The following is a 19,405-nucleotide window of genomic DNA, read 5'->3' as shown; positions in this document are numbered from 1 at the left end:
GATGCGGGATCTGCCGATATCCCAGCGAACCTGGCGCACGGTTGGGCTTGTTGCGCTCGGGGTTTGCTGTGTCCTGGCGTGGTATGGGACGAAGCCGGGGGTAACCGGTCTGCCGCTTCCAGGCCTGGCGGTGTACTGGGGCGTCTTCACGCTGTCACTTCTCGTGACGTTCTACATGGTGCTGCTCGACATGCGTTTCATTCGCCTGATGTACCTGCGGGAGGAGAAGGCGCTCTTCGACGAGACGTTGGGCAGCGAGGAGTTCCGGCGCGCGTTGCGGAGGAACCCCAACGGGACGGGCGGCGGCGCTTCCAACGACGAGGAGAATGGATCTTCCCGGGACTCGGGCTCCTGACGGGCGGAGCGGGGAGGGGAAACCGTGAATGGACGCGATTTGACGCGAATGAGGAAATGATGGAGGACTTGGGGCAGTGTTCGATACGTGGACGGGCGTTGCGTACGTCGGGTAGCGTGCCGAAGCGCGAGGGGAATCGGACGGGGCGCGGGAGGTTGCGGGTCAGGGAATGCCTGACCTCCTTATGAGGGACGTTCGCGATCCTGTTGCGGCTGCGGCGCAGGGACGGGCGGGCCGCCATAACTTGCGCGGCGCGGGCGCTTTGTGGTTCTATGCTGCCTTAACGATCCGCGTGTTCGGGCGGCTTTTCAGGAGATGCAGCACATGAAGTACCTGGCCATCCTGGCGACTGGCGTATTGTTTCTCGTTGGATGCGGTGGAGAATCCCGGCAGGCGACGCCGTCCCCGCAACCCGGGGAATCCGCGATGGATGATATCCCCTACATTCCCCCGTCCGAGTCAACGCCCGAGTTGACGGTGGGCGACCTTGAAGCGAAGGTTGATTTTGAGTTGAACGTGCCGGCTGCGGCCCCGGCCGGGGTCAGCGCGAATGAGATGCGCAGCCAGCTCCAGAGGCTCAATCTGGTCACGGTTACCGTGGAAGGCGCGAAGCCGGCCGCGCTTCCGCTTGACATCGATCTGAAGACCCAGCTTGAGTTCCCGAATCGCATTGTGGTGGCGCAGGGCCGCCTGATCCGCGAAATCGCGCCGGATCGCAAGGATGTGATCGCGACGTTCGCCACTGTTTTCGACGAGAACGCTTCGGTCCGCAAGCGGATGGCCGGGGGGGAATTCCCGCCGCAGCATTTCGAGGCGGACGCGGTCCAGGGCCTGGACGCCCTGCCCGAAACCATGTTGCTCTACGCGGAAATGGACATTGCGTTTGTGCCGCGCGGCACGGATCCCGCCACGGTGGACCTGGCCAATTTCCAGGGGTCGATCGAGGATCGGGGCGTCTTGCGCAGCAATCCGCTCCGCATCAATTACGAGCCCGGCGAAGCGCCGACCGCGCCTCCGGCGGAGGAGGCCGCTGACGCGCCCGCGGAGCCCTCGGACGATGCAACGGAAGCGGCCCCGACGGAAACCGGGGAGGCGGCGCCCGGCGAGCCGGCCGCCGACGCGCCCGCAACCGACGCCCCGGCGCCCGCGGAATCCTGATGAATATTGTTTGTTTCGGGGCCCATCCGGACGACGGCGAGGTGTACGCGGGGGGAACGCTGATCAAGTGGAGCCGGGCGGGCCATCGCGCCTTGCTGGTTTCGATGACGAACGGCGACATCGGGCACCATGAAATGAGCGGTGGCGCGCTGGCGAACCGGCGGCGCACCGAAGCGGAGCGATCGGCGGTGATCGGCGGCTTCCAGGAGCGCGTGCTCGACATCCACGATGGCGAGCTCATGCCGACGATGGAGCTGCGCCGGACGGTGGTGCGGATCATCCGCGAGTGGCGGGCCGATATCGTGATTACGCACCGGCCCTACGACTACCACCCCGATCACCGGTATGCGGCTATGGCGGTGCAGGACGCGGCCTACATGGTAACGGTCCCCCACTTCTGCCCGGACACGCCGGCCCTCGAAACGAACCCGGTGTTCCTCTACATGATGGACGAATTTACCCGCCCCATCCCCTTCCGTCCCGACGTGGCGGTCAGCGTGGACGACGTCATGGATGCGAAATGGGCCATGCTGGACGCGATGGACTCGCAGTTCTACGAGTGGCTTCCGTGGATCATGCGATCGGCGACTGCGCCCCCGGCGGACGCGGCGGGACGCCTGGCGTGGTTGAAGGCGGAATGGGCGCCCTACCTCCAGAAGCCGGCGCAGAGCGAACCGGCCCGCGCGGCGCTGCGCGCGGCCTATGGCGCGGCGGGCGACGACGTCACCTACGCGGAACTTTTCGAACTGTGCGAGTACGGGCGCTGCCCGGGGGCTGAGGAATTGCGGGGCCTGTTCCCCTGATGGTCCGGGTATCGCGACTCAATTCCGATCGTCCCAATACGTTTCCGCCGGCGGCGCCCATGACAATCATTCCCGCCAGCTCACCGGTAATTGCGTCATGGTCGCCACAATTAGCGGTCGCGGTATACTTCCCGGCGGTGTCCCACACGGATAACAAGTACAATGAGGACCGCATCCTGGATTTCGTATACGATGCGGTAGTCGCCGACGCGGATGCGGTAGGTGTTGGGCGCACCGACAACATTGGTTGCAGTGGGCGGGCGCGGTTCGTTTTCCACGGCGTCAATGCGCTCTACGATCCGCGCCTGAATTGACTTGGGAAGTCGGGCCAAAGCGCGTTGCGCGCTTTTCGCCACACTGACGGTGTAGGGGACTTACTCGGCCTCGGTCTGGAGTGCGTCTTTGACGGTCTCCCAGGGCACCGTGCCTTTTTGCGCGATCTCGGCCTTCACTTCGCGTATGGCATCCAGATCGATGCGATTCTCCCGCTCCTCCCAGTACTGTTCGAGTAGTCGGAGATCCGCAATGGAGACCAAGGCGCCCACGGGTTCGGTTCCGTGACGCAAGAGCACCGGTTCGCCGTCGGCAATGTTGGCGATAGCATCGCTGAGGTCGTCGTGCATGCTCACTAGCTGGCGCTCGGTCACGGGTGGGCTCCGAATGTGTTGTCCCCTGCGTAGATTGTAGCCGGATTGCCCGTGTTTCGACAAATGATCGGGCCCGCGGGTTTCCGCCGGCGGCGCCCAGGTGTCTGGGTGGTGAAGCGGCCACGGTTGTCGTTCCAGTGGCCACGTTGATTCGTTAGCGCCATCGCGCTTGCTGGGTCAGGCAGGGATGCCTAACCTCCTGATATGGCTTGTCTTTGTTGGGTCCAGTGGCCGGTTGTTTCGTCGCGATGGAGCCAGGCGATGCCGGCGTCCGGGCCGTCGGAAATCAAGGCCACCGGGGTGTTTTGTGGCAGGGCGAGAAGCTCCGTGGGGATGCCGCCGCCGGTTACTGCGTAGATGCGGATTGCCGTGTCGAGTTTGGTCGCGGCGAGGGCCGTGGCTGTTGCGCTGTTCCATCCCACGTTTTGGGGCGTACCGGGAACCCGTCCCAAGGTAGACGCTACACCTGCGCTCCCGATTTCGTGTCGCGCAAGCACGGTACCGTCGGGCGTAGCGTACGCCACATACAGCTTGTTGGCGTCTGCCGCTACGATGGGCGTTCGGTCTGTCGCCGCGGTGAGTTCCGTCGCCTGACGGGCCATCCCGCTGCCGTTCGCATTGCACGTGAGCAGGAAAAGTGGCGCCACGCCATTGTCGTCCGCCGGCGTGTAGCCCGCCACTACGACCGTACCGTCCGCAAGCATTGTGAGGCCCGTGGCGCGGTAGCGCTCCGCGCCGGTGTAGACGGTCTCCCAAATTGCCTCCCCAAAGGCGTCGAAGTGTGCGAGGTAGATGGCGGCTGCGCCGTCCAACATCCACGTACCCGCGGCGAGCACCGTGCCATCGCCGGGTGCGTGAAGACCCGCGATTTCGAGCGTACCCTCCAGGTTGAATTCGACGCCCCAGCGTTGATCAGCGTTCGGGTTCAGGCGCGCGAGGATGGCGCGCATTTCCTTGTCCGCTTCAATGTTTCCGGCCACCCACACGTCGCCCGACACGTCTGCCGTGATCTGTGTCAGATCGGCGGCATCCAGCAGGTCGGGTGCGAGGGTGGATTTCGCGGCGGGTGCTCCGAAGAGGTTCTCTCGGAGGAGGGTGTCGGCGGCGATGAAGGTGCGGACGGTGAGCGAGACGTTTTGGGGGATGGTGTCGAAGGCGGTTCCGGGGTAGACGACGACGGGGTTTTCTTCCATCGCGAGTTCGTCGTCGGCGATGGCGGATTCGCCGAATTCCCAGGTCTGGTTGAGGATGGGCGAGTCGCCGGGGAGGGACATGTTGGTGAAGGTGACGGTGACGGGGTCTGCGGGGTTTCCGCCGCGGGCGACCTGGTGGGTGAATGCGGCGGTGGGGCCGCGCAAGGCGGTGATGAAGTTGGGCTCGGTTCTGGAGAATTCGCCGCCGTTGGTGATGATCGTGAGGGTGACGGTGTACGTGCCGGGCTCTTCGTATACGTGGACCGGATTCCTTTCCTCGCTCGTGTTGCCGTCGCCGAGGTTCCACAGCCAGCCCTGCACTTCGAAGTTGCCGGGCATGGTGATGTCGAGGAGCGAGGCTTCGAAGGGCGCGGGGCCGGATTGCTGCACGAAGTCGAGGGTCACGCGCGGGGCGACGAGGATCAGGTCTTCCTTGACGGTCGTGGTGTCGCCCTGGCTGGTGGTGACGGTCAAGCCGACGGAATAGAGCCCGGGCATGTATTCGTGGGCCGGGTTCTGCTCGTTGCTGACCATGCCGTCGCCGAAGTCCCAGGCCCAGGCTTCGATTTCGAGCGAACCGGCCTGGGTCTGATCGGAAAACGTGACGTTCAGCGTCCCCTCGCCGCGAACGGCGTCGGCCTTGAAATCGACGATTGGGCCGACCTGAATGAAGGCTTCGCGGGTTTCCGTGTGATCGCCGAGGGCGGTGGTCACGGTGAGGGCGACATCGTAGCTGCCGATGGCGCCGAAGGTATGCGAGGGGTTCTGGGCGGTGCTGGTGGTTCCGTCGCCGAAATCCCAGAACCAGCCGAGGATGTTGAGGTTGCCGGCGTTGGTGGCGTCGGTGAAATTGGCGGTGAGGGTTCCCTGGCCGGTTTGCGCGCTGGCCGTAAAGTCGACGACGGGGTTGACCGCGATGAGGCCCGCGCGCCGCTCGGTGTCGGAACCCAGCTCGGTTTCCGTGGCAAGCGAAACGGTGTAGCGGCCCGGCGTTTCGTAGGTGTGGACGGGGCTCTGCTCGTCGCTGGTGGCTCCGTCGCCGAAATCCCAGGCCCAGGCGGTGACCTCGAGCGCGCCGGCGGCGGTTTCGTCGGCAAATGTCACTTCGAGGGGCGGCGGTCCGCTGGCGGGCTCGGCGCTGAAGGCGGTGTCGGGCGCGACGGTGATGAAGGCGGGCCTGGTGGCCTGGCTTGGCCCCAGATCCGTGGTGATTTCGAGGGAAACATCGTAGACGCCGGGTTCGGCGTAGGTATGTTCCGGGTTGGCCTCGGTGCTGGTCCCGCCATCGCCGAAGTCCCACGCGCGGGCGGTGACGGCGAGCGCGCCGGTGGCGGATTCGTCCACGAACTGGACGGTCAACGCCCCGCGGCCGGCGCGCTGGTTCGCGCTGAAGGCGACGCCGGGCGTGACGGTGATGTAGTCGGGTTTTTCGGCGGTATTGGCGCCGGCGTCGGTGGTGACGCGGAGCGAGACGGTGTACTTGCCGGGCTCGGTGTAGGTCCGGGTGGGGTTCCGGAGGGTGCTGAGGAGCCCGCCGTCGCCGAAATTCCAGAGGCGGCGGGTGATCTCGCGCGAGCCCGCGGTGGAGGCATCGGTGAAGGCCACGGTGAGCGGCGCTGAACCCATGACGGGATTTCCGGAGAACTCGGCCACGGGCCCCTCGTCCACGACGATGAGGTCTGGTCGTTCAATGCGGTCGTTTCCGGCGGCGGTTTCGATGGCGAGCGAGACGGTGTAGACGCCGGGCTCGGTGTAGGTGTGGAGCGGGTTCTGATCCATGGACATGGCGCCATCGCCGAAGTCCCAGGTCCAGCTGGTGATGGCGGCGGTACCGACTTCGGACTCGTCGGTGAACTGGACGGCGAGCGGGGCGACGCCGGGCGTGAAATCGGTGGAGAAATCGGCGGTGGGCCGCCCGGCGACATTCACGAATTCGGGCTTGCTGATGGTGTCCTGGCCGTCCGCCGTGGTGACGGTGAGGGTGACGGTGTAGAGCCCCGGCGCGGCGTAGGTGTGGGACGGGTTCCGCGCGCTGCTTGTGGGGCTTCGGTCGCCGAAGTTCCAGCGCCAGCGATCGATCGGGGCGGAGCCGGGCGCGGAAGCGTCGGTAAAGGCGACGGTGAGCGGCGCGCTGCCCGCTTGCGGCGCGGCTTCGAAATCGGCCACGGGCAATTCGATGACCCGGATGTAGTCCCGCTTCAGTTCGGTGTCCGCGCCGGCGTCCGTGGTGACGGTCAGGGAGACGTTGTATACGCCGGGGGTCTGGTAGATGTGGGTTGGGTTGCGGGTATCGGAGGTGGCTCCGTCGCCGAAGTCCCACTGCCAGCGGGTGATATTCGCCGAGCCCGCGATGGAGGCATCGACGAAGAGTACGGTGAGGGGGGCCTCGCCGGCGACGGGCGTGGCTTCAAAGGCGGCTTCGGGGCCTTCGAAGAGCCCTTCGAGCAAGGGGCAGCCGGCGAGCATGAGCGCGCAGGGCGCGAGCATGCACCAGGCAAGCCGTAATGTCCAGGTCCGTGCCATCCGTCCTCTTTCGGCCTCAGCAGGCTGTGACCCCGCGAAACGCGCGGCCATCATGATCAGGCGCGCGATCAATTCCGGCGGTCGTACTTGCGCGGGGAATCCGGAACGCCCTCGGCCAGCGATTTTTCGTACGATACCGAAGTATACACATGCTCGCCGAGCGCGTCACTCAGCGGGTCCGCGTTTTCGGCGCAGAAGCCGAGATGCGAGTGCCGCCGCCAGCCCTCGGCATGGGGAAAGACGCCGCTCCAGCGCCCCACTTCGGCGGACATGGCCTCCATGGTGTCCAGGTATGAATCGAGGCCCTGGGTCTTGTCAAGCCATTCTTTCTGGCTGCGGTGGCAGGCGAGTGCCGCGCGCTTTTCCTTCAGGACCGGCGTGATATTCACGTACTGCCCGGGGATGACCACGCGCCGCAGTCCGTCGCGGAGGCCGTAGGGCAGGGCGTGGTAGAGCGTGACGTCGTGGAAGATCGGGGCGAGCGACGGATTCGAGATGAAATTGGGCATGCCGCGAACAAAGGCGGCGCTCACGCCGAGGCGGCATGCGATCATGTGGTCTTCCATGTAGTCCTCGGGAGAAGGCAGCAGGATAACGGTCGGGCGGGCGGCGCGCACGATGGCGGCGACGCGCGCGATGAGGTCTTTCGTGTAGAAGAGCTCCAGATCGTCCGCGATGGGGTCGTGGAGGCGGGCGCCGAGGAGCCTGGCCGCTTCGCGGGCCTCGCCGAGTCGCCGCGATGCGGTGGCCTGGCGGTTTTCCTCCATGGAGCCGCAGCAGCCGGACGCCAGGTTGACCATGTGCAGTTCGTAGCCGGCGCGCCCGAGCAGGACAAGGGTGCCGGCCATCATGAATTCGATATCGTCGGGATGCGCGGCGAGGGCCAGCGCTACCGGTTCGGACATACAAGAAACTCCCGCCTCCAGGCCCCGGAACCGCCCGATGCGCCAGAGATTGCCATGTTGCGATGCACTACTCTATCCGCCGTGGGGCGGGTTTTCAAGCCGCCGGGGCGGATGCGGGCGGCAACTGTCTTGTTGAACCGCGAATTGACGCGAATGGACACGAATAGACCGGGAAGCAGCCACTGGCGCGATCAGGATTCGTGACCACGGACGACGCAGGGCAGCCTTGGGGCGGCAACAGTTTCTTGAACAATGACTTGTGCTATTGCGCGCCGCGTGTCTGGGGGCTTAATTGGAGTTGCCGAAGTGTTTTACGAGCACGAGCCCGCGCGGGCCGCTGGAGGAGGTGCGGTAGCCGACGCGGTCGAAACAGCGGTGCATGATGTAGAGGCCGTAGCCGCCCTCGTTCTTCGCGCCGGGATCGGGGAGGGGCGTGGCGCGGGGCCGGAACGGGACGCCGTCGTGGGAGAGGCTGATGTGGAGGCGGTTCCGGGCGGCGCGCAGTTCAATCGTGATCGTGCCGGTGGTTCCCGCTGGAAAGGCGTGCCGGATCACGTTTGATACCGCCTCGACGTAGGCCAGTATGACCCGGCTGTACTCTTCGGCGCCGCCCAGGAGCTGCGCGTTCGCCTCGAGAAAGGCGCGCAGGAACGCCCGTCCGCGGTCCAACTCGGCCATGTCCCCGGCGATGGCGAGCCGCGCGGCCGGAACCCGCTCTTCCGGGGGCTCTTCGACCTTGACCACGACACAGGTCTTGTCGTCCCCGTTGCTGCTCTGTCCGGCGTAGTCCCGCACGGTCTCGAGCACGCGCACGGCCAGCTCTTCCGAATCGAGGGCGCCGTAGAGCCCGATGGCCTCGGCGAGGCGTTCAACGCCGAACAGGGAACCCGTCGCGTCGCGGGACTCGGTGAGGCCGTCGGAATAGAAGAAGAAGGTATCGCCGGGGCGCAGGTCCACCACCCGCTCCTCGTAGGACTCCCTATCCAGGAAGCCGACGGGCACGTTGTCTCCCTCCAGCAGCGTCCAGGCGTCCTCGGCGCCCCGATAGCGGACGGTTTTGGTGTGGCCGCAGTCGACGAAGGTAACGGTCCCGGCGTCGAGGTCGAAGCGCGCGTAGCAGAGGGTGAGGAAACAGTCAAGATCGATCAGCTGCCGGGTGATGGCGTTGTGGACCGCGCCGACGAGCGCCGCCGGGGACGGGTTCGCGCGCCCGCGCGCCTCCGCCAGCAGGGTGGAGAATGCGCGGAGGAAGTGGCTTTTGGCTCCGGCGCTGACGAGTGCGGCGAGGATGCCCTTGCCCATGACATCGCCGACGATCACGTCGAAGCAGCGATCGTTGATGCGCACAAAATCGGTGAAATCGCCGTCCATGTGTTCGGTGGGTGCGTTGAGTACGGCGATTTCGACGCCGCGCAGGCCGGTAGGGGGGCGCCCGCGCAGGAGGGTCTCCTCGATGCGGGCCTCGACCTGGTGTCGGTAATGCTCGGCCTCGGCGATGGCCTCTTCGGCGGCTTTCCGGTCGCTGATATCTTCGACCATGCTCCAGATGTATTGCTTGCCGTCGGCTCCGGTGACGAGAAAGCCGTTGAGCAGAACGGGCACGCGGGCGCCATTTTTCTGCACGTACTCGGCCTCGCGGGGCCCGTAGCGTCCCGAATTGCGCAGGCTCTGGTAGAGTGCGGCGCGTGCAAGCTCGAGGCCCGGGGCCATCAAGTCGCCGTGGGTCCGCGTGCGCAGCTCGGCCTCGCTGTAGCCCACGATGTTGAGGAAGGCGCGGTTGGCCTGAACGCAGGCGCCCGCCATGGTGCAGAGGACGAGGCCGACCGGCGAGGACTCGTACATGAGGCGAAACATTTCCTGGGAATAGCGCAGGGCCTCTTCGACATCTTTGAGCCGCTGGATGTCGAGGTGGGTTCCGGTGAGGCGGATGGCGCGACGCCCCGCGTCGCGGGAGACCACTTTGCCCTTGCTCAGTATCCATCGCCAGGAGCCATCGCGGGCGCGCAGGCGCAATTCGGCCTCGAAGAAGGGCGTCTCCCCCTTGAGGTGCGCCCGCATCTGGGATCCCACACGCGGGTAGTCATCGGGGTGAATGAGGTACTCCCAGTAACGGGAACTGGGCTCGATATCGCTCAGTTCATAGCCGAGCATACGGACCCAACGATCGTTGTAGATGACGTGGTCCCGCTCGATGTCCCAATCCCAGAGGCCGAGGTCTCCGCCGAGCAGCGCGAGTTGAAAGCGCTCTTCGGACTCGCGGAGCACCCGTTCCATGCGCCCGCGCTGTATTGCGGCTCCCAGGGTGCCGGCCGCGGCGCGGAGCGCGTCAATTTCAGAGGCCGGCCAGGGCCTGGCGGGGTCGTCCGCCTCGAAGCAGATGAATCCCCACCAGGTATCGGCCACGAAGAGCGGCAACACGAGGATATTGGATACGCCGAGGGTGCTCAGGAAGTCCTGTTCGCTTGCGGGAAAGGTTCGGGTATCCCCGGCTATCGCCTCGCCCCGGGCGAGCGTGGCTTCCCAGCGCGCGAGGCCGGCTTCGCCATAGGACACGGCGGGCCAGTTCCGCGAGCCGCCTCCGCCCCCGCCGCCCGGCGCGGACCACGCGAAGCGCTCGGCAATACGCCATTCCTCGGCCGGGCCGCGGATATTCTCGGCGAGCCGCACCCGGGATACGCCCGCCGCGCTGCCCAGCGAGTGCAGAATATCCGCCAGGCTGCTGGCGTCGCCGCTGCGGTTCAGGATTCGCTCGGCGGCGTAGGCGAGAGATTTCAGAATGGAATCCCGCTGGCGGAGGGCGTCCTCGGCCTCGCGCCGCACCGCGATCTCGCGCCGGGCGACGAAGAGGTCGAACTCGCGCCGGGCGCTCCGGTGGAGGATCGCCATAATGCTGCGGGGCGTGAATTGCTCGCGGTTTCGCTCCTTTTCCCAGGCGACATACAACGCGAGTATGGGCGATACGATTACGGTGAGGGCGGCGCGGCTGATGAGGTTGCCCTTGAGAATGCTCAGGAAGCCGGGCGCGTCCCAGAAGGCTCCGGCGCAAAAGAGCACGGTATCGAGCCAGTAGGTGCAGAGGAGGCAGGCGGCAATCCGTAACAGCAATGGAACCCGGTTGGCGTGGCTGGCGAGGAACTCCCAGAACATGACAAGGAAGAGGAAATCGAGGACCATCGCCGCCGTGGACGCGACATAGAGGCGGACGGGGCTGAGCAGAATGCGGGAGGCGGTATCGGGATCCAATTCCGCAAGCTGGAACTGGAACAGCATGGCGGCGGCGGGAGACACGACGGATACCGCGACGACGACGTAGATGCCGATCTGCGTCGCCTGGATCCCGTCGAAGAGGTAGAGCAGGAAGACGCCGAAGAGGATTGCGGTGAAAAAGACGACGGAGCCGAGGATAAAGGTGAAGGGGCCGTATTCGTATTGGATGCCGGCGTCGGTGGTCCAGCGCAGGGTGGCGGCGAGGACGCCGAGCAGGACGTAGTAGGGCACGAGCGTGAGCCGGGCCCGCGCCGCGTGGGTCCCGAAGACCAGGCCGTACACGGCCAGGGCCTCGATTATCAGCAGGACCAATCCCAGCGACATCCCGTTCCCTTTTCCGTCCGGCGGTTATCGCCAGCAAAGGGCCAGCATAACGCGGGCGATAAACCGCGCGCAACGGCGGAAATTGGATGGGGTGAGCGCAGAGTGCCTCGCGGGACTGGGTTTCGACCGACTGTCGCGGACCCCACTGGCATGTCGGAACCTCACACCCCGTCGAAACAGAAAAGCCCGGCGCGCACTTCCGTGCACGCCGGGCCGAAACCGGGCTTAATGTCGGAGCTAGATATTCGACCGGCGCTTGCGGAGGGCGAGCATCGCGCCGCCGATACCGAGCAGGAGCACGCTTGCGGGCTCGGGAATCGGCGCCTGGGGCGTGGACGGCGTACCGAAGGGATGGATAACGAAGGCGTCCGATTCACCGGCTTCGCCGATGCTGCGCACATGCAGGCCGAGGCGCAGCGTGCCATCCAGCAGGGCCTCGCCCACGAGGGCGGGGGCGACGAGGTAATCGTAGGAGAGCACCAGGTTCTCGCCCGGGTTCAGGCCGCGGCTGGGCGTGGGGTTGTGGGCGTGGGCGCTCAGGGCCGTGTTGGCTGCAAAGACCGGATCCAGATTGTTCGCGGCGGGCATATTCGAGGGCGAACCGGGCCCAACGAAGAAGGATACGTTCGAACCCGCGGTGGCGTGAATCGCGCCGTTTGCGATCAGCGGGGATCCGCCCCGGGAGGTGCTGTCGTCGAAGTAGATTGCGGCGATGGCGGAGGCGGCGGTCGAGGCGTTCGCGATCTCGAAGAGAATCTTCCCACTCTGCACGGACACGGCGAGGCCGAGGTCGATCCCGATGAGATCGGCGTCCGGGGAATTGGGCAGCGGACCGGCATCGATCACCACGAATTCAAACAACAGCGCGGACCCCGGATCGTTAATGCTGATGAAGTCGTCGATGGTGATTGCCGCAGCCGGCAGCGCCATCCACATCGAACCCGCCATCACAAGGAGCATATATCCAACACGTTTTGCCATCATTGGGATGATCATCCTTTCACCTGGTTTCTTGACGCCCATGCGCCGCCCCTCGCGGGCCTGCACGGCAGAGTTTCTTTGCGGCGCCCGGCCCGGGAATCGGGAGGAATGCGCGCCTGCGGGTACGGGAAGCATGAACCGTGCCAATCACGCCATCCTGGATACGGCGCGCCTTTTCCTTCACGGGGACGGCAGGTGATCAAGCGCTGTATGCCCCATTCGCCGCGGTGGAGCGTGCGGATTTCCCGGCTTTACGGAAGCGAAGGGCGCCCGGCGATCACCGGCGCACGGCGTCAGGCCGCATGCAATCGGTCAACACGGGGCGGGCAATCCCATAGAATTGCGCAAAGATGAATAATAAATATCGATTTTGGGAAAATTGCATTGTCACTTTTGAGCAACTATTGAACTTCTGGATTGGCGCATGGGGTGAATCGCTGCGTAAACGGCCCGAAAGAGTCCCGCATTGCATTAGAAAAACGGCCGGTTTGGCGCGAACCCTGGACTCGGGGCGCTGATGGAGAAAAGCGCGGTTGTGCCAGGTTTCCGTTCCGGTGCGCCACGGGTCGTTCTTATGGACTGCAACATTTTTGTGACATTTGCCCGCCGGAAACGGAAAAAGGACTTACGGGATCGCCGTAAGTCCTTGATACCATTGGTGGAGGTATGCGGGATCGAACCGCAGGCCTCATGACTGCCAGTCATGCGCTCTACCAACTGAGCTATACCCCCCAAAGCCGACCAGCGCGTAGCGCAGGACGACGTAGAGGTATTGTAGAAAAAACCGGCGGGGCGTGTCAAGCCGATGGCGGCGATTCCGATGGGGATTCGACGCGGGAGCAGGCGGTGAACGCGTTCCCGCGGGTATCCATTGGGGCAGGACGGCGGGGCCGCGTGACACAATTTCCACCGCTTCGGGCATATTTAGTATGATCGGGGCTCCAGCCTCCCTTTTCCCGCGGCTCTTCATGAAGGAAACACCATGGAAAATGTATTGATTATTGGTTCCGGGCCCGCCGGCTACACGGCCGCCCTGTATACGGCGCGCGCCGACTTGAACCCCCTTGTCCTGGAGGGGGAATTGAGCAAGGATATCCTGCCGGGCGGGCAGCTGATGACGACGACGGAGGTGGAGAATTATCCGGGTTATCCCGAGGGGGTGACGGGCCCGCAGATGATGGAGGATTTCAAGAAGCAGGCGGGGAAATTTGGCGCGCGCTTTGAGTACAAGACGGTCACGAAGGTGGATTTTGCGTCGCACCCGTTCAAGGTCTATTCGGGCGAGACGGTGTGGGAGGCGAAGACGGTGATCATCGCGACGGGGGCGACGGCTAAGTATCTGGGGCTGGAGTCGGAGGCGCGTTACGAGAACAAGGGCGTTTCCGCGTGCGCGACGTGCGACGGGGCGCTGCCCCGTTTCCGCAACAAGCCGCTGGTGGTTGTGGGCGGGGGCGATACGGCGATGGAGGAGGCGCTTTTTCTGACGAAGTTTGCGAGCAAGGTGCACGTGGTGCACCGGCGGGACAAGTTCCGGGCGAGCAAGATCATGGGCGATCGGGTGATCGCACACGAGAAGGTGCAGGTGGAGTGGAATTCGGTGGTGGACGAGGTGCTGGGCGACGAGAAGGACGGGGTTACGGGGGTGCGCCTGAAGGACGTGAATTCGGGCGAGACGCGCGAGATCGAATGCACCGGCTATTTCGCGGCCATCGGGCACAAGCCGAACACGGACATTTTCGAGGGCATCATCGATCTGCACGACAACGGGTATATCGCCACGAAGCCCGGCACGAGCTACACGAACGTGGAGGGCGTGTTCGCTTGCGGAGATGTGCAGGATCACGTGTACCGGCAGGCGGTGACGGCGGCGGGCAGCGGCTGCATGGCGGCGATTGACGCGACGCGCTGGCTGGAATCCCGGGAGGGATAGCGCGGGCCGGCCCGAAGAAGACAAGAGGAGCCGCCCGGAAGGCCGTCCGCCTTCCGGGCGGTTCGATTCTATGGTGCGGGATGCCCCGCGGGGCGGGGGCTACTTCCCGAAGAGCGGGAGCGGCAGCCCGATCAGTTCAAAGAGTTCGCGGATTACAGTGATAATCTGCAGAATAACGTCCAGGAGGACTTCGATGTTGGATGCGAGCTTCGGCGCCGTATTCATATTGACTTTCTCCTTGGCCAGTTTAGAAAAGGAAATCGCTTCGCTTCGATAGCACCGGCGGGCGGCTGTCCCCAGGGCGCGCGCCCCCCTTCGGGCGCGCGATGGGCCGATCCCTCCGTTCTTCCATGCGCACAGTATAGCAGCAATTCCCGGTAAAAACACGCGCCGCGCGCGGCGCTGGAATATTGAGGCCCGGGGGCGGCTTGGGGTATTGTTGGGGCCGGATCGGGGCGCGACCGGGCCCGCCATCGGAATTTTGTGAACCGCGAATGGATGCGAGTTCACGCGAATGACGAGATGAATTGTTCTCCGCGGGATTTCGAGGCGGCGGATCGGTGGTTTTATCGAATATTCGAAAGCGCCGCTTCCGCTGTCCCCGCCTGGAAGTGCGAGCCGCGTAGGCGGACGTTGAGAGACGGTGGCGCATACCCGTCCGCCACGGCTTTGGTACAGCCGTTCATGACGTGTTGCGTCACTCGTTGAGGATGAAATACTGATCTTGACTGTTGGCGCTCTTCTGGAGTCTCGCACGCTCAAGCCTTCGCGGCGGAGCCGCGGAGCTTGAACGTGGCGCCCGTGGCTTCATTTGAAACTTCGGTACGGGCCAGGGCCGTTTATAAAAGAGCTTTACAGAACGTCGTACGGAGCGAATATGGGACGCGATACGGTACAATTCTCGTGCCACCACACGGGGCATTGCTGCACGGATGTGGTGTGCCTGCCGACGCCGTGGGATGTGATCCGGATTGTGCGGGAGGAGGGCGCCAACCCGCACGAGTTCCTGGAGTTTCTGAGGCCGGATGAAATCACGGGGGTGACGAAGGGCGATCCGACGTGGCTGCGGGTGGGCAAGGCGCGGTACATGATGGCGTTAAAACGCGGTGCGAAGGGGTGCTTCTTTTTGAACAAGAAGACGCGCTATTGCTCGATCTACGAATCACGGCCGATACTCTGCCGGCTGTACCCGTTCAAGCTGGATGAATTCCGGGACGGATCCTTCAAGGGCTTCTCGCTGCACAAGGATGTGGGGTGCCCGCGCCATCGCGATGGGCTGGTGGATACCCAGCCGCTGTATGAACTGTACCTGGACGACAGCGGCCACCAGCAGGACTACCAGGATCTGGTGGCGGTGTTTAACCGGCGGGAGTATGCGGGGAAGCGTCCGGAGGATTTTATCGAGATGTTTGTGCAATACGCGTGAATCGTGACTGGCGCGCAACGGGCCACGTCAAGAATAGTATACGCTCAAGTGTGAAAACCCCGTAAAAGCGGCCCGGTTTCGACAAGAAAATGCTCTACTTGAGTATGGTTTATCAAAAGGTGATTGACTGGCCCGGTTGTCCCGTGCTATAGTTCCCCCCTCACTAGCGGAAACTAAAAAGGCCCCCTCGGGCATACTACCCCGTAACGTTGCGGTCGTTACATCGTGGTAGAGATTTTACGCAGCCGACACACTACTGGCCGCCCGAATCACCATGCGCCGAGCGTTCTGAGGAGCCCTTTGCAGATGAAACGTTGGACCGTCATGCTCATCCCGCAGGATCGGGGTGGAACGCAGACTTTCTCTTTGGCGGCATATCACTTCTGGATTGCGATCGTCCTTCTTGCGGGCCTGACCTTTGCGTCGGCCTTCTTTTACCAGCGCCACCGTGTGGTTTCGGCGCAGGCGCGCGAGTTGCACGAGCAGTACCGGGCGATCCAGTGGGAGCTTTCGCTGCCGGCGGCGCCGTCCGCGCCGGTGGAAGCCGGGGATACGGTCACGAAGGAGGAGTTGGAGCGTATCCGGCGGGAGTACGAGGCGAGCATCGCGACGATCACGGCGGAGCTGAGCGAACTGTACGACATGGAAGCGAAGGCCCGCGACATCACGGGCATTGCGCCGCGGGAGAAGCCGGCGGAGGATGGCGCGGCGCCGGCGGGTGGCGGCCAGGGCGGGGCGCCCTCGGGTTACACACCGGTGGCCTATCTGGGCGTCAACAACCAGTATCGCCCGCCGCATGTGATCTACGGCATGAACCGCCCGTCGGCGGACCTGATCCTCCAGGAGATCCGCCTGCGCCACCGGAGCCTGAATGAACTGGTGCGGGACGGCGAGGCCGCGCAGGACAAGCTGGCGCGTATTCCCTCGATCTGGCCGCTCTGGAACGGCGCGGGCAAGCTGACATCGCGTTTTGGTTACCGCCGCGATCCGTTCCACCGCCGGGTTCGCCACCACGACGGCACGGACCTGGCGGCTCCGACGGGCACGAAGGTGATCTCGACCGCCCGGGGCGAGGTGACGTTTGCCGAGTACGATCAGTACTACGGCAACCTGGTGAAGGTGGATCACGGAAACGGGATCGAAACGTGGTACGCGCACCTCTCGAAGGTCATTGCGAAGCCGGGCGACCGGGTTGACCGGGGCATGGTGATCGGCCATCTCGGCAGCACGGGCCGTAGCACGGGCCCGCACCTGCACTATGAGGTGCGGGTAAATGGCAAGCCGGTGGATGGCGAGAAGTACCTCAGCGAGTAGCCGGGCGCCCCGCGGGCGGCGACTCGCAATCCGGGGCGCGCTCCTGTACAATGCGCGGTACCCGGGCTGCACCGGCGGCGCCCCAACCGGCGCGGTGGCTTGAACGCGCACATTCAACAGGAACCCCGTCATGCTTGAGTCCCGCAAGTCCAAGACCTACAACGAGAACAAAGTTGTAAGCATTATCGGCCAGGGCACGACCATAAAGGGCGATATCAGTTCCCAGGGCACGATCCGCATTGAGGGGACGGTATCGGGCCAGGTGCAGAGCGGCGATACGATCGTGGTGCAGGAAGGCGGGAAGCTGAAGGCCGATCTGGTGGCGGGCCAGATCATCATCAGCGGCGAGGTGCACGGGAACGTGCTCGCCCACGAACGCCTGGAGATCTGCGCGGGCGGCAAGGTCATTGGCGATATCATGTCGCCGCGCGTCAGCATTGCCGAGGGCGTGCTGTTTGAGGGCCGCTGCACCATGAAGGCTCCCGGCGAAATGCAAAAAGCGGCGCAGGCCAAGCAGCAGCAGGCCGCCCCCGCGAAGGAATAAGCCGGCGCGCGCCGCGCGTTTCCTATCGCGGCATATCTAACCGCGCCCCCGTGCGCCCAGAGCTGGCATCCCCCATGTTTACCGCTCCCCCGAAAAACGCGCGCATCCTCGTCGCCATGAGCGGCGGGGTGGACAGCGCCGTGACGGCTTCGCTGATTGCGAAGGCGGGGTACGACTGTGTGGGCGTGACAATGCGGCTGGTGCCGGAGCACGAGGGGAAGTCGGTGTTTGAGCCGTGCTGCGGTCTGGAGGCGGCGCAGGACGCGCGGCGCGTGTGCGACAAGCTGGGCATCCCCCACCAGGTGATGCACGCGGTGGATCGCTTTGACCGGGACATCATCTCGCATTTTGTGGAGGAGTACCAGCAGGGCCGCACGCCCAACCCCTGCGCGCGGTGCAACCGGATGATCAAGTTCGGGGCGCTTTATCAGTGGGCCGACAAGATCGGGGCGGACTACATCGCGATGGGCCATTACGCGCGGCTGGAGGCCCGGGGTGATCGGCTTTCGCTGCGGCGCGCGGTGCACCGCCCGAAGGATCAGAGCTACGTGCTCGCGCCGCTCACCCAGCCGCAGCTGCGCCGGGCGTGGTTTCCGCTGGGCGGGATGACGAAGAAGGACGTGCGGGACCATGCGTGGGGGCTGGATTTCGGCATGGCCACGAAGAAGGAAAGCCAGGAGATCTGCTTCGTACCCGATCGGGATTACGCGGGGTGGATCGAGCGGCGGGCGGCGCCGATGCCGCCGGGGCCTATTGTGACGACTCGGGGCGCGGTGGTTGGGACGCACCGGGGCCTGATGCACTATACGGTGGGGCAGCGGCGCGGCCTGGGAGTGAGCGGTCCGGAGCCTTATTACGTTATCCGGCTCGACCCGGCGAACAACGCGCTGGTTATTGGCCACGCGGACGATACGTATACGTCACGGTTCCGTACGGGGCCGGTTTGCTGGGGGGGCCTGGCGCGCCAGGATTCGCCGTTTACGTGTCTGGTTCAGCTGCGTTCCCGGCATGACGCGGTTCCGGCGACGGTCTACCCGGATCTGCGCGGGGCCACGGTGGCGTTTGAGGCGCCCGAGGCCTCCGTGACGCCCGGCCAGTGGGCGGTATTCTACGACGAGGACGGCTTCGTGCTGGGTTCGGCGATCGCGCAACAGCGCCTCGCCGAGAACGGCGCGGGCGCCCTCAAAAGTACGACGCTCCAGCGCGGATAAGATCGACGATCTCGATATAGCCCAGCTTTTCCGCCATCTCCGCCGCCGTCAGCCCGTCGATGCATTCGTCCCGTTTGTTCGGGTCGGCGCCGCGGGTCAGCAGCAGCTCGACGATATCCTTGTTGCCGGTGACGCAGGCCCAGTGGAGCGGGGTCATGCCCATGCTCCCCTCGGCGTTGACGTTGCAGGATTCGAGGAGTGCGGCGACGGTGGCAATGTGCCCTTCGCGCACGGCCTTGTGAAGGGGGGTCTCGTTGAGGCTGTCGACCTGGGTGGGGTCGCCGCCAATGCGGAGTAGCGACTGCACGGCGTCGGTCAGGCCGAGGTAGGCCGCGCGGTGCATGGGCGAGGCCTTCTTTTCGAGTTCCTTCTCGTCCTCGCGCACCTGGCGCAGCATCATTTCGGCGAGGGCCATGTGGCCGCTGCCGAAGGCCCGATCGAGGGGCGTCTTACCGCTTTCATCCAGGGCGTGTAGCCAGATTCCTTTCATAGGCGTAACCTCCATTGTTGCGACCTGATCACAGTGTAGCATCCGCCGTGCCAACTGATGTCACAAAACAAGATCGCGTCATAACCAATTGCAATAAATAATGTTACAACTCCGGATCGATTTCGTCGAAATTCGGCGCGTGACAAAGTACGGCATCGCGACTGGCGTTCTGACGGATATCCGGCGAATTCGCCAACGGAACCGAAGGGCTGCCGGGATATGGCATTTTTCGCTGTGATGTGATAATCTACCGTATATTGAGGTGTAACGTTCTACAGGTGGCGTATGTAGTAGTATGCGCCCATTTGGCCCGACTTGAAGCCCAGGAATCCGG

Annotated in this window: 15 protein-coding genes and 1 tRNA gene; 8 read left to right on the top strand and 8 right to left on the bottom strand. The window is 64.5% G+C overall.

Features of this window, described 5'->3' with window-relative positions; translation table 11 throughout:
* The first annotated feature begins 1 nt into the window (after position 1).
* The 3 genes from KF886_04150 (at position 2) to KF886_04140 (ending at position 2,316) form a co-directional block, all read left to right on the top strand.
* Positions 2–355 carry a hypothetical protein gene (locus KF886_04150; GenBank protein MBX3176529.1) on the top strand — a complete coding sequence of 118 codons (354 nt, stop codon included), beginning with the start codon at positions 2–4 and terminating at the stop codon, positions 353–355.
* A 324-nt stretch (positions 356–679) separates the two neighbouring features.
* Positions 680–1,513 carry a hypothetical protein gene (locus tag KF886_04145; protein ID MBX3176528.1) on the top strand — a complete coding sequence of 278 codons (834 nt, stop codon included), beginning with the start codon at positions 680–682 and terminating at the stop codon, positions 1,511–1,513.
* Positions 1,513–2,316 (top strand): PIG-L family deacetylase, encoded by an 804-nt coding sequence (locus tag KF886_04140; GenBank protein ID MBX3176527.1) that lies wholly within the window; start codon positions 1,513–1,515, stop codon positions 2,314–2,316. Before KF886_04145 ends, KF886_04140 begins: the two co-directional genes overlap by 1 nt.
* Positions 2,317–2,426: 110 nt before the next feature.
* Here the strand turns inward: KF886_04140 and KF886_04135 are convergent, their stop codons facing one another.
* The 7 genes from KF886_04135 to KF886_04105 all read right to left on the bottom strand — a co-directional run bounded on the left by KF886_04135 (position 2,427) and on the right by KF886_04105 (position 12,888).
* Complete coding sequence (locus KF886_04135) at positions 2,427–2,672, bottom strand: type II toxin-antitoxin system RelE/ParE family toxin (GenBank protein ID MBX3176526.1); 246 nt, start codon at positions 2,670–2,672, stop codon at positions 2,427–2,429.
* Between the two features lie 18 nt (positions 2,673–2,690).
* On the bottom strand, positions 2,691–2,945 hold the full coding sequence (locus KF886_04130) for a hypothetical protein (GenBank protein MBX3176525.1): 255 nt from the start codon (positions 2,943–2,945) through the stop codon (positions 2,691–2,693).
* A 209-nt stretch (positions 2,946–3,154) separates the two neighbouring features.
* Positions 3,155–6,679, bottom strand: a complete 3,525-nt coding sequence (locus KF886_04125; GenBank protein ID MBX3176524.1) for a PKD domain-containing protein — start codon at positions 6,677–6,679, stop codon at positions 3,155–3,157.
* A gap of 68 nt (positions 6,680–6,747) precedes the next feature.
* A complete protein-coding gene (locus KF886_04120) occupies positions 6,748–7,584 on the bottom strand; it encodes a PIG-L family deacetylase (GenBank protein ID MBX3176523.1) in 837 nt (278 codons plus the stop codon).
* A gap of 288 nt (positions 7,585–7,872) precedes the next feature.
* Positions 7,873–11,175 carry a SpoIIE family protein phosphatase gene (locus KF886_04115; protein ID MBX3176522.1) on the bottom strand — a complete coding sequence of 1,101 codons (3,303 nt, stop codon included), beginning with the start codon at positions 11,173–11,175 and terminating at the stop codon, positions 7,873–7,875.
* Positions 11,176–11,412: 237 nt separating this feature from the next.
* Positions 11,413–12,159, bottom strand: a complete 747-nt coding sequence (locus tag KF886_04110) for a PEP-CTERM sorting domain-containing protein (GenBank protein ID MBX3176521.1) — start codon at positions 12,157–12,159, stop codon at positions 11,413–11,415.
* Positions 12,160–12,812: 653 nt separating this feature from the next.
* Positions 12,813–12,888: transfer RNA gene (locus tag KF886_04105), tRNA-Ala, on the bottom strand.
* Between the two features lie 250 nt (positions 12,889–13,138).
* On the opposite strand from KF886_04105, the gene trxB reads away from it, so the two are divergent.
* The 5 genes from trxB to mnmA all read left to right on the top strand — a co-directional run bounded on the left by trxB (position 13,139) and on the right by mnmA (position 18,581).
* The gene (gene trxB / locus KF886_04100; protein ID MBX3176520.1) at positions 13,139–14,086 is read left to right on the top strand and encodes a thioredoxin-disulfide reductase; all 948 of its coding nucleotides are present in this window, start codon (positions 13,139–13,141) and stop codon (positions 14,084–14,086) included.
* Positions 14,087–14,963: 877 nt separating this feature from the next.
* Complete coding sequence (locus tag KF886_04095; GenBank protein ID MBX3176519.1) at positions 14,964–15,512, top strand: YkgJ family cysteine cluster protein; 549 nt, start codon at positions 14,964–14,966, stop codon at positions 15,510–15,512.
* A 306-nt stretch (positions 15,513–15,818) separates the two neighbouring features.
* Positions 15,819–16,826, top strand: coding sequence for a M23 family metallopeptidase (locus tag KF886_04090; protein ID MBX3176518.1), 1,008 nt, complete (start codon positions 15,819–15,821; stop codon positions 16,824–16,826).
* 130 nt (positions 16,827–16,956) lie between these two features.
* Positions 16,957–17,370 carry a polymer-forming cytoskeletal protein gene (locus KF886_04085; protein ID MBX3176517.1) on the top strand — a complete coding sequence of 138 codons (414 nt, stop codon included), beginning with the start codon at positions 16,957–16,959 and terminating at the stop codon, positions 17,368–17,370.
* 74 nt (positions 17,371–17,444) lie between these two features.
* Positions 17,445–18,581: a tRNA 2-thiouridine(34) synthase MnmA gene (gene mnmA / locus KF886_04080; GenBank protein ID MBX3176516.1), complete on the top strand. Its 1,137-nt coding sequence runs from the start codon at positions 17,445–17,447 to the stop codon at positions 18,579–18,581.
* On the opposite strand, the gene KF886_04075 is transcribed toward mnmA, so the two are convergent.
* The gene (locus KF886_04075; protein ID MBX3176515.1) at positions 18,553–19,071 is read right to left on the bottom strand and encodes an ankyrin repeat domain-containing protein; all 519 of its coding nucleotides are present in this window, start codon (positions 19,069–19,071) and stop codon (positions 18,553–18,555) included. The two genes, mnmA and KF886_04075, sit on opposite strands and share 29 nt — an antisense overlap.
* Between the last annotated feature and the right edge of the window lie 334 nt (positions 19,072–19,405).

This window comes from Candidatus Hydrogenedentota bacterium (assembly GCA_019637335.1).
In the GTDB taxonomy this organism is placed as follows: domain Bacteria; phylum Hydrogenedentota; class Hydrogenedentia; order Hydrogenedentales; family JAEUWI01; genus JAEUWI01.
Note: the sequence above shows the minus strand (reverse complement) of the source record. Positions and strands in the feature narration are given on the sequence as shown.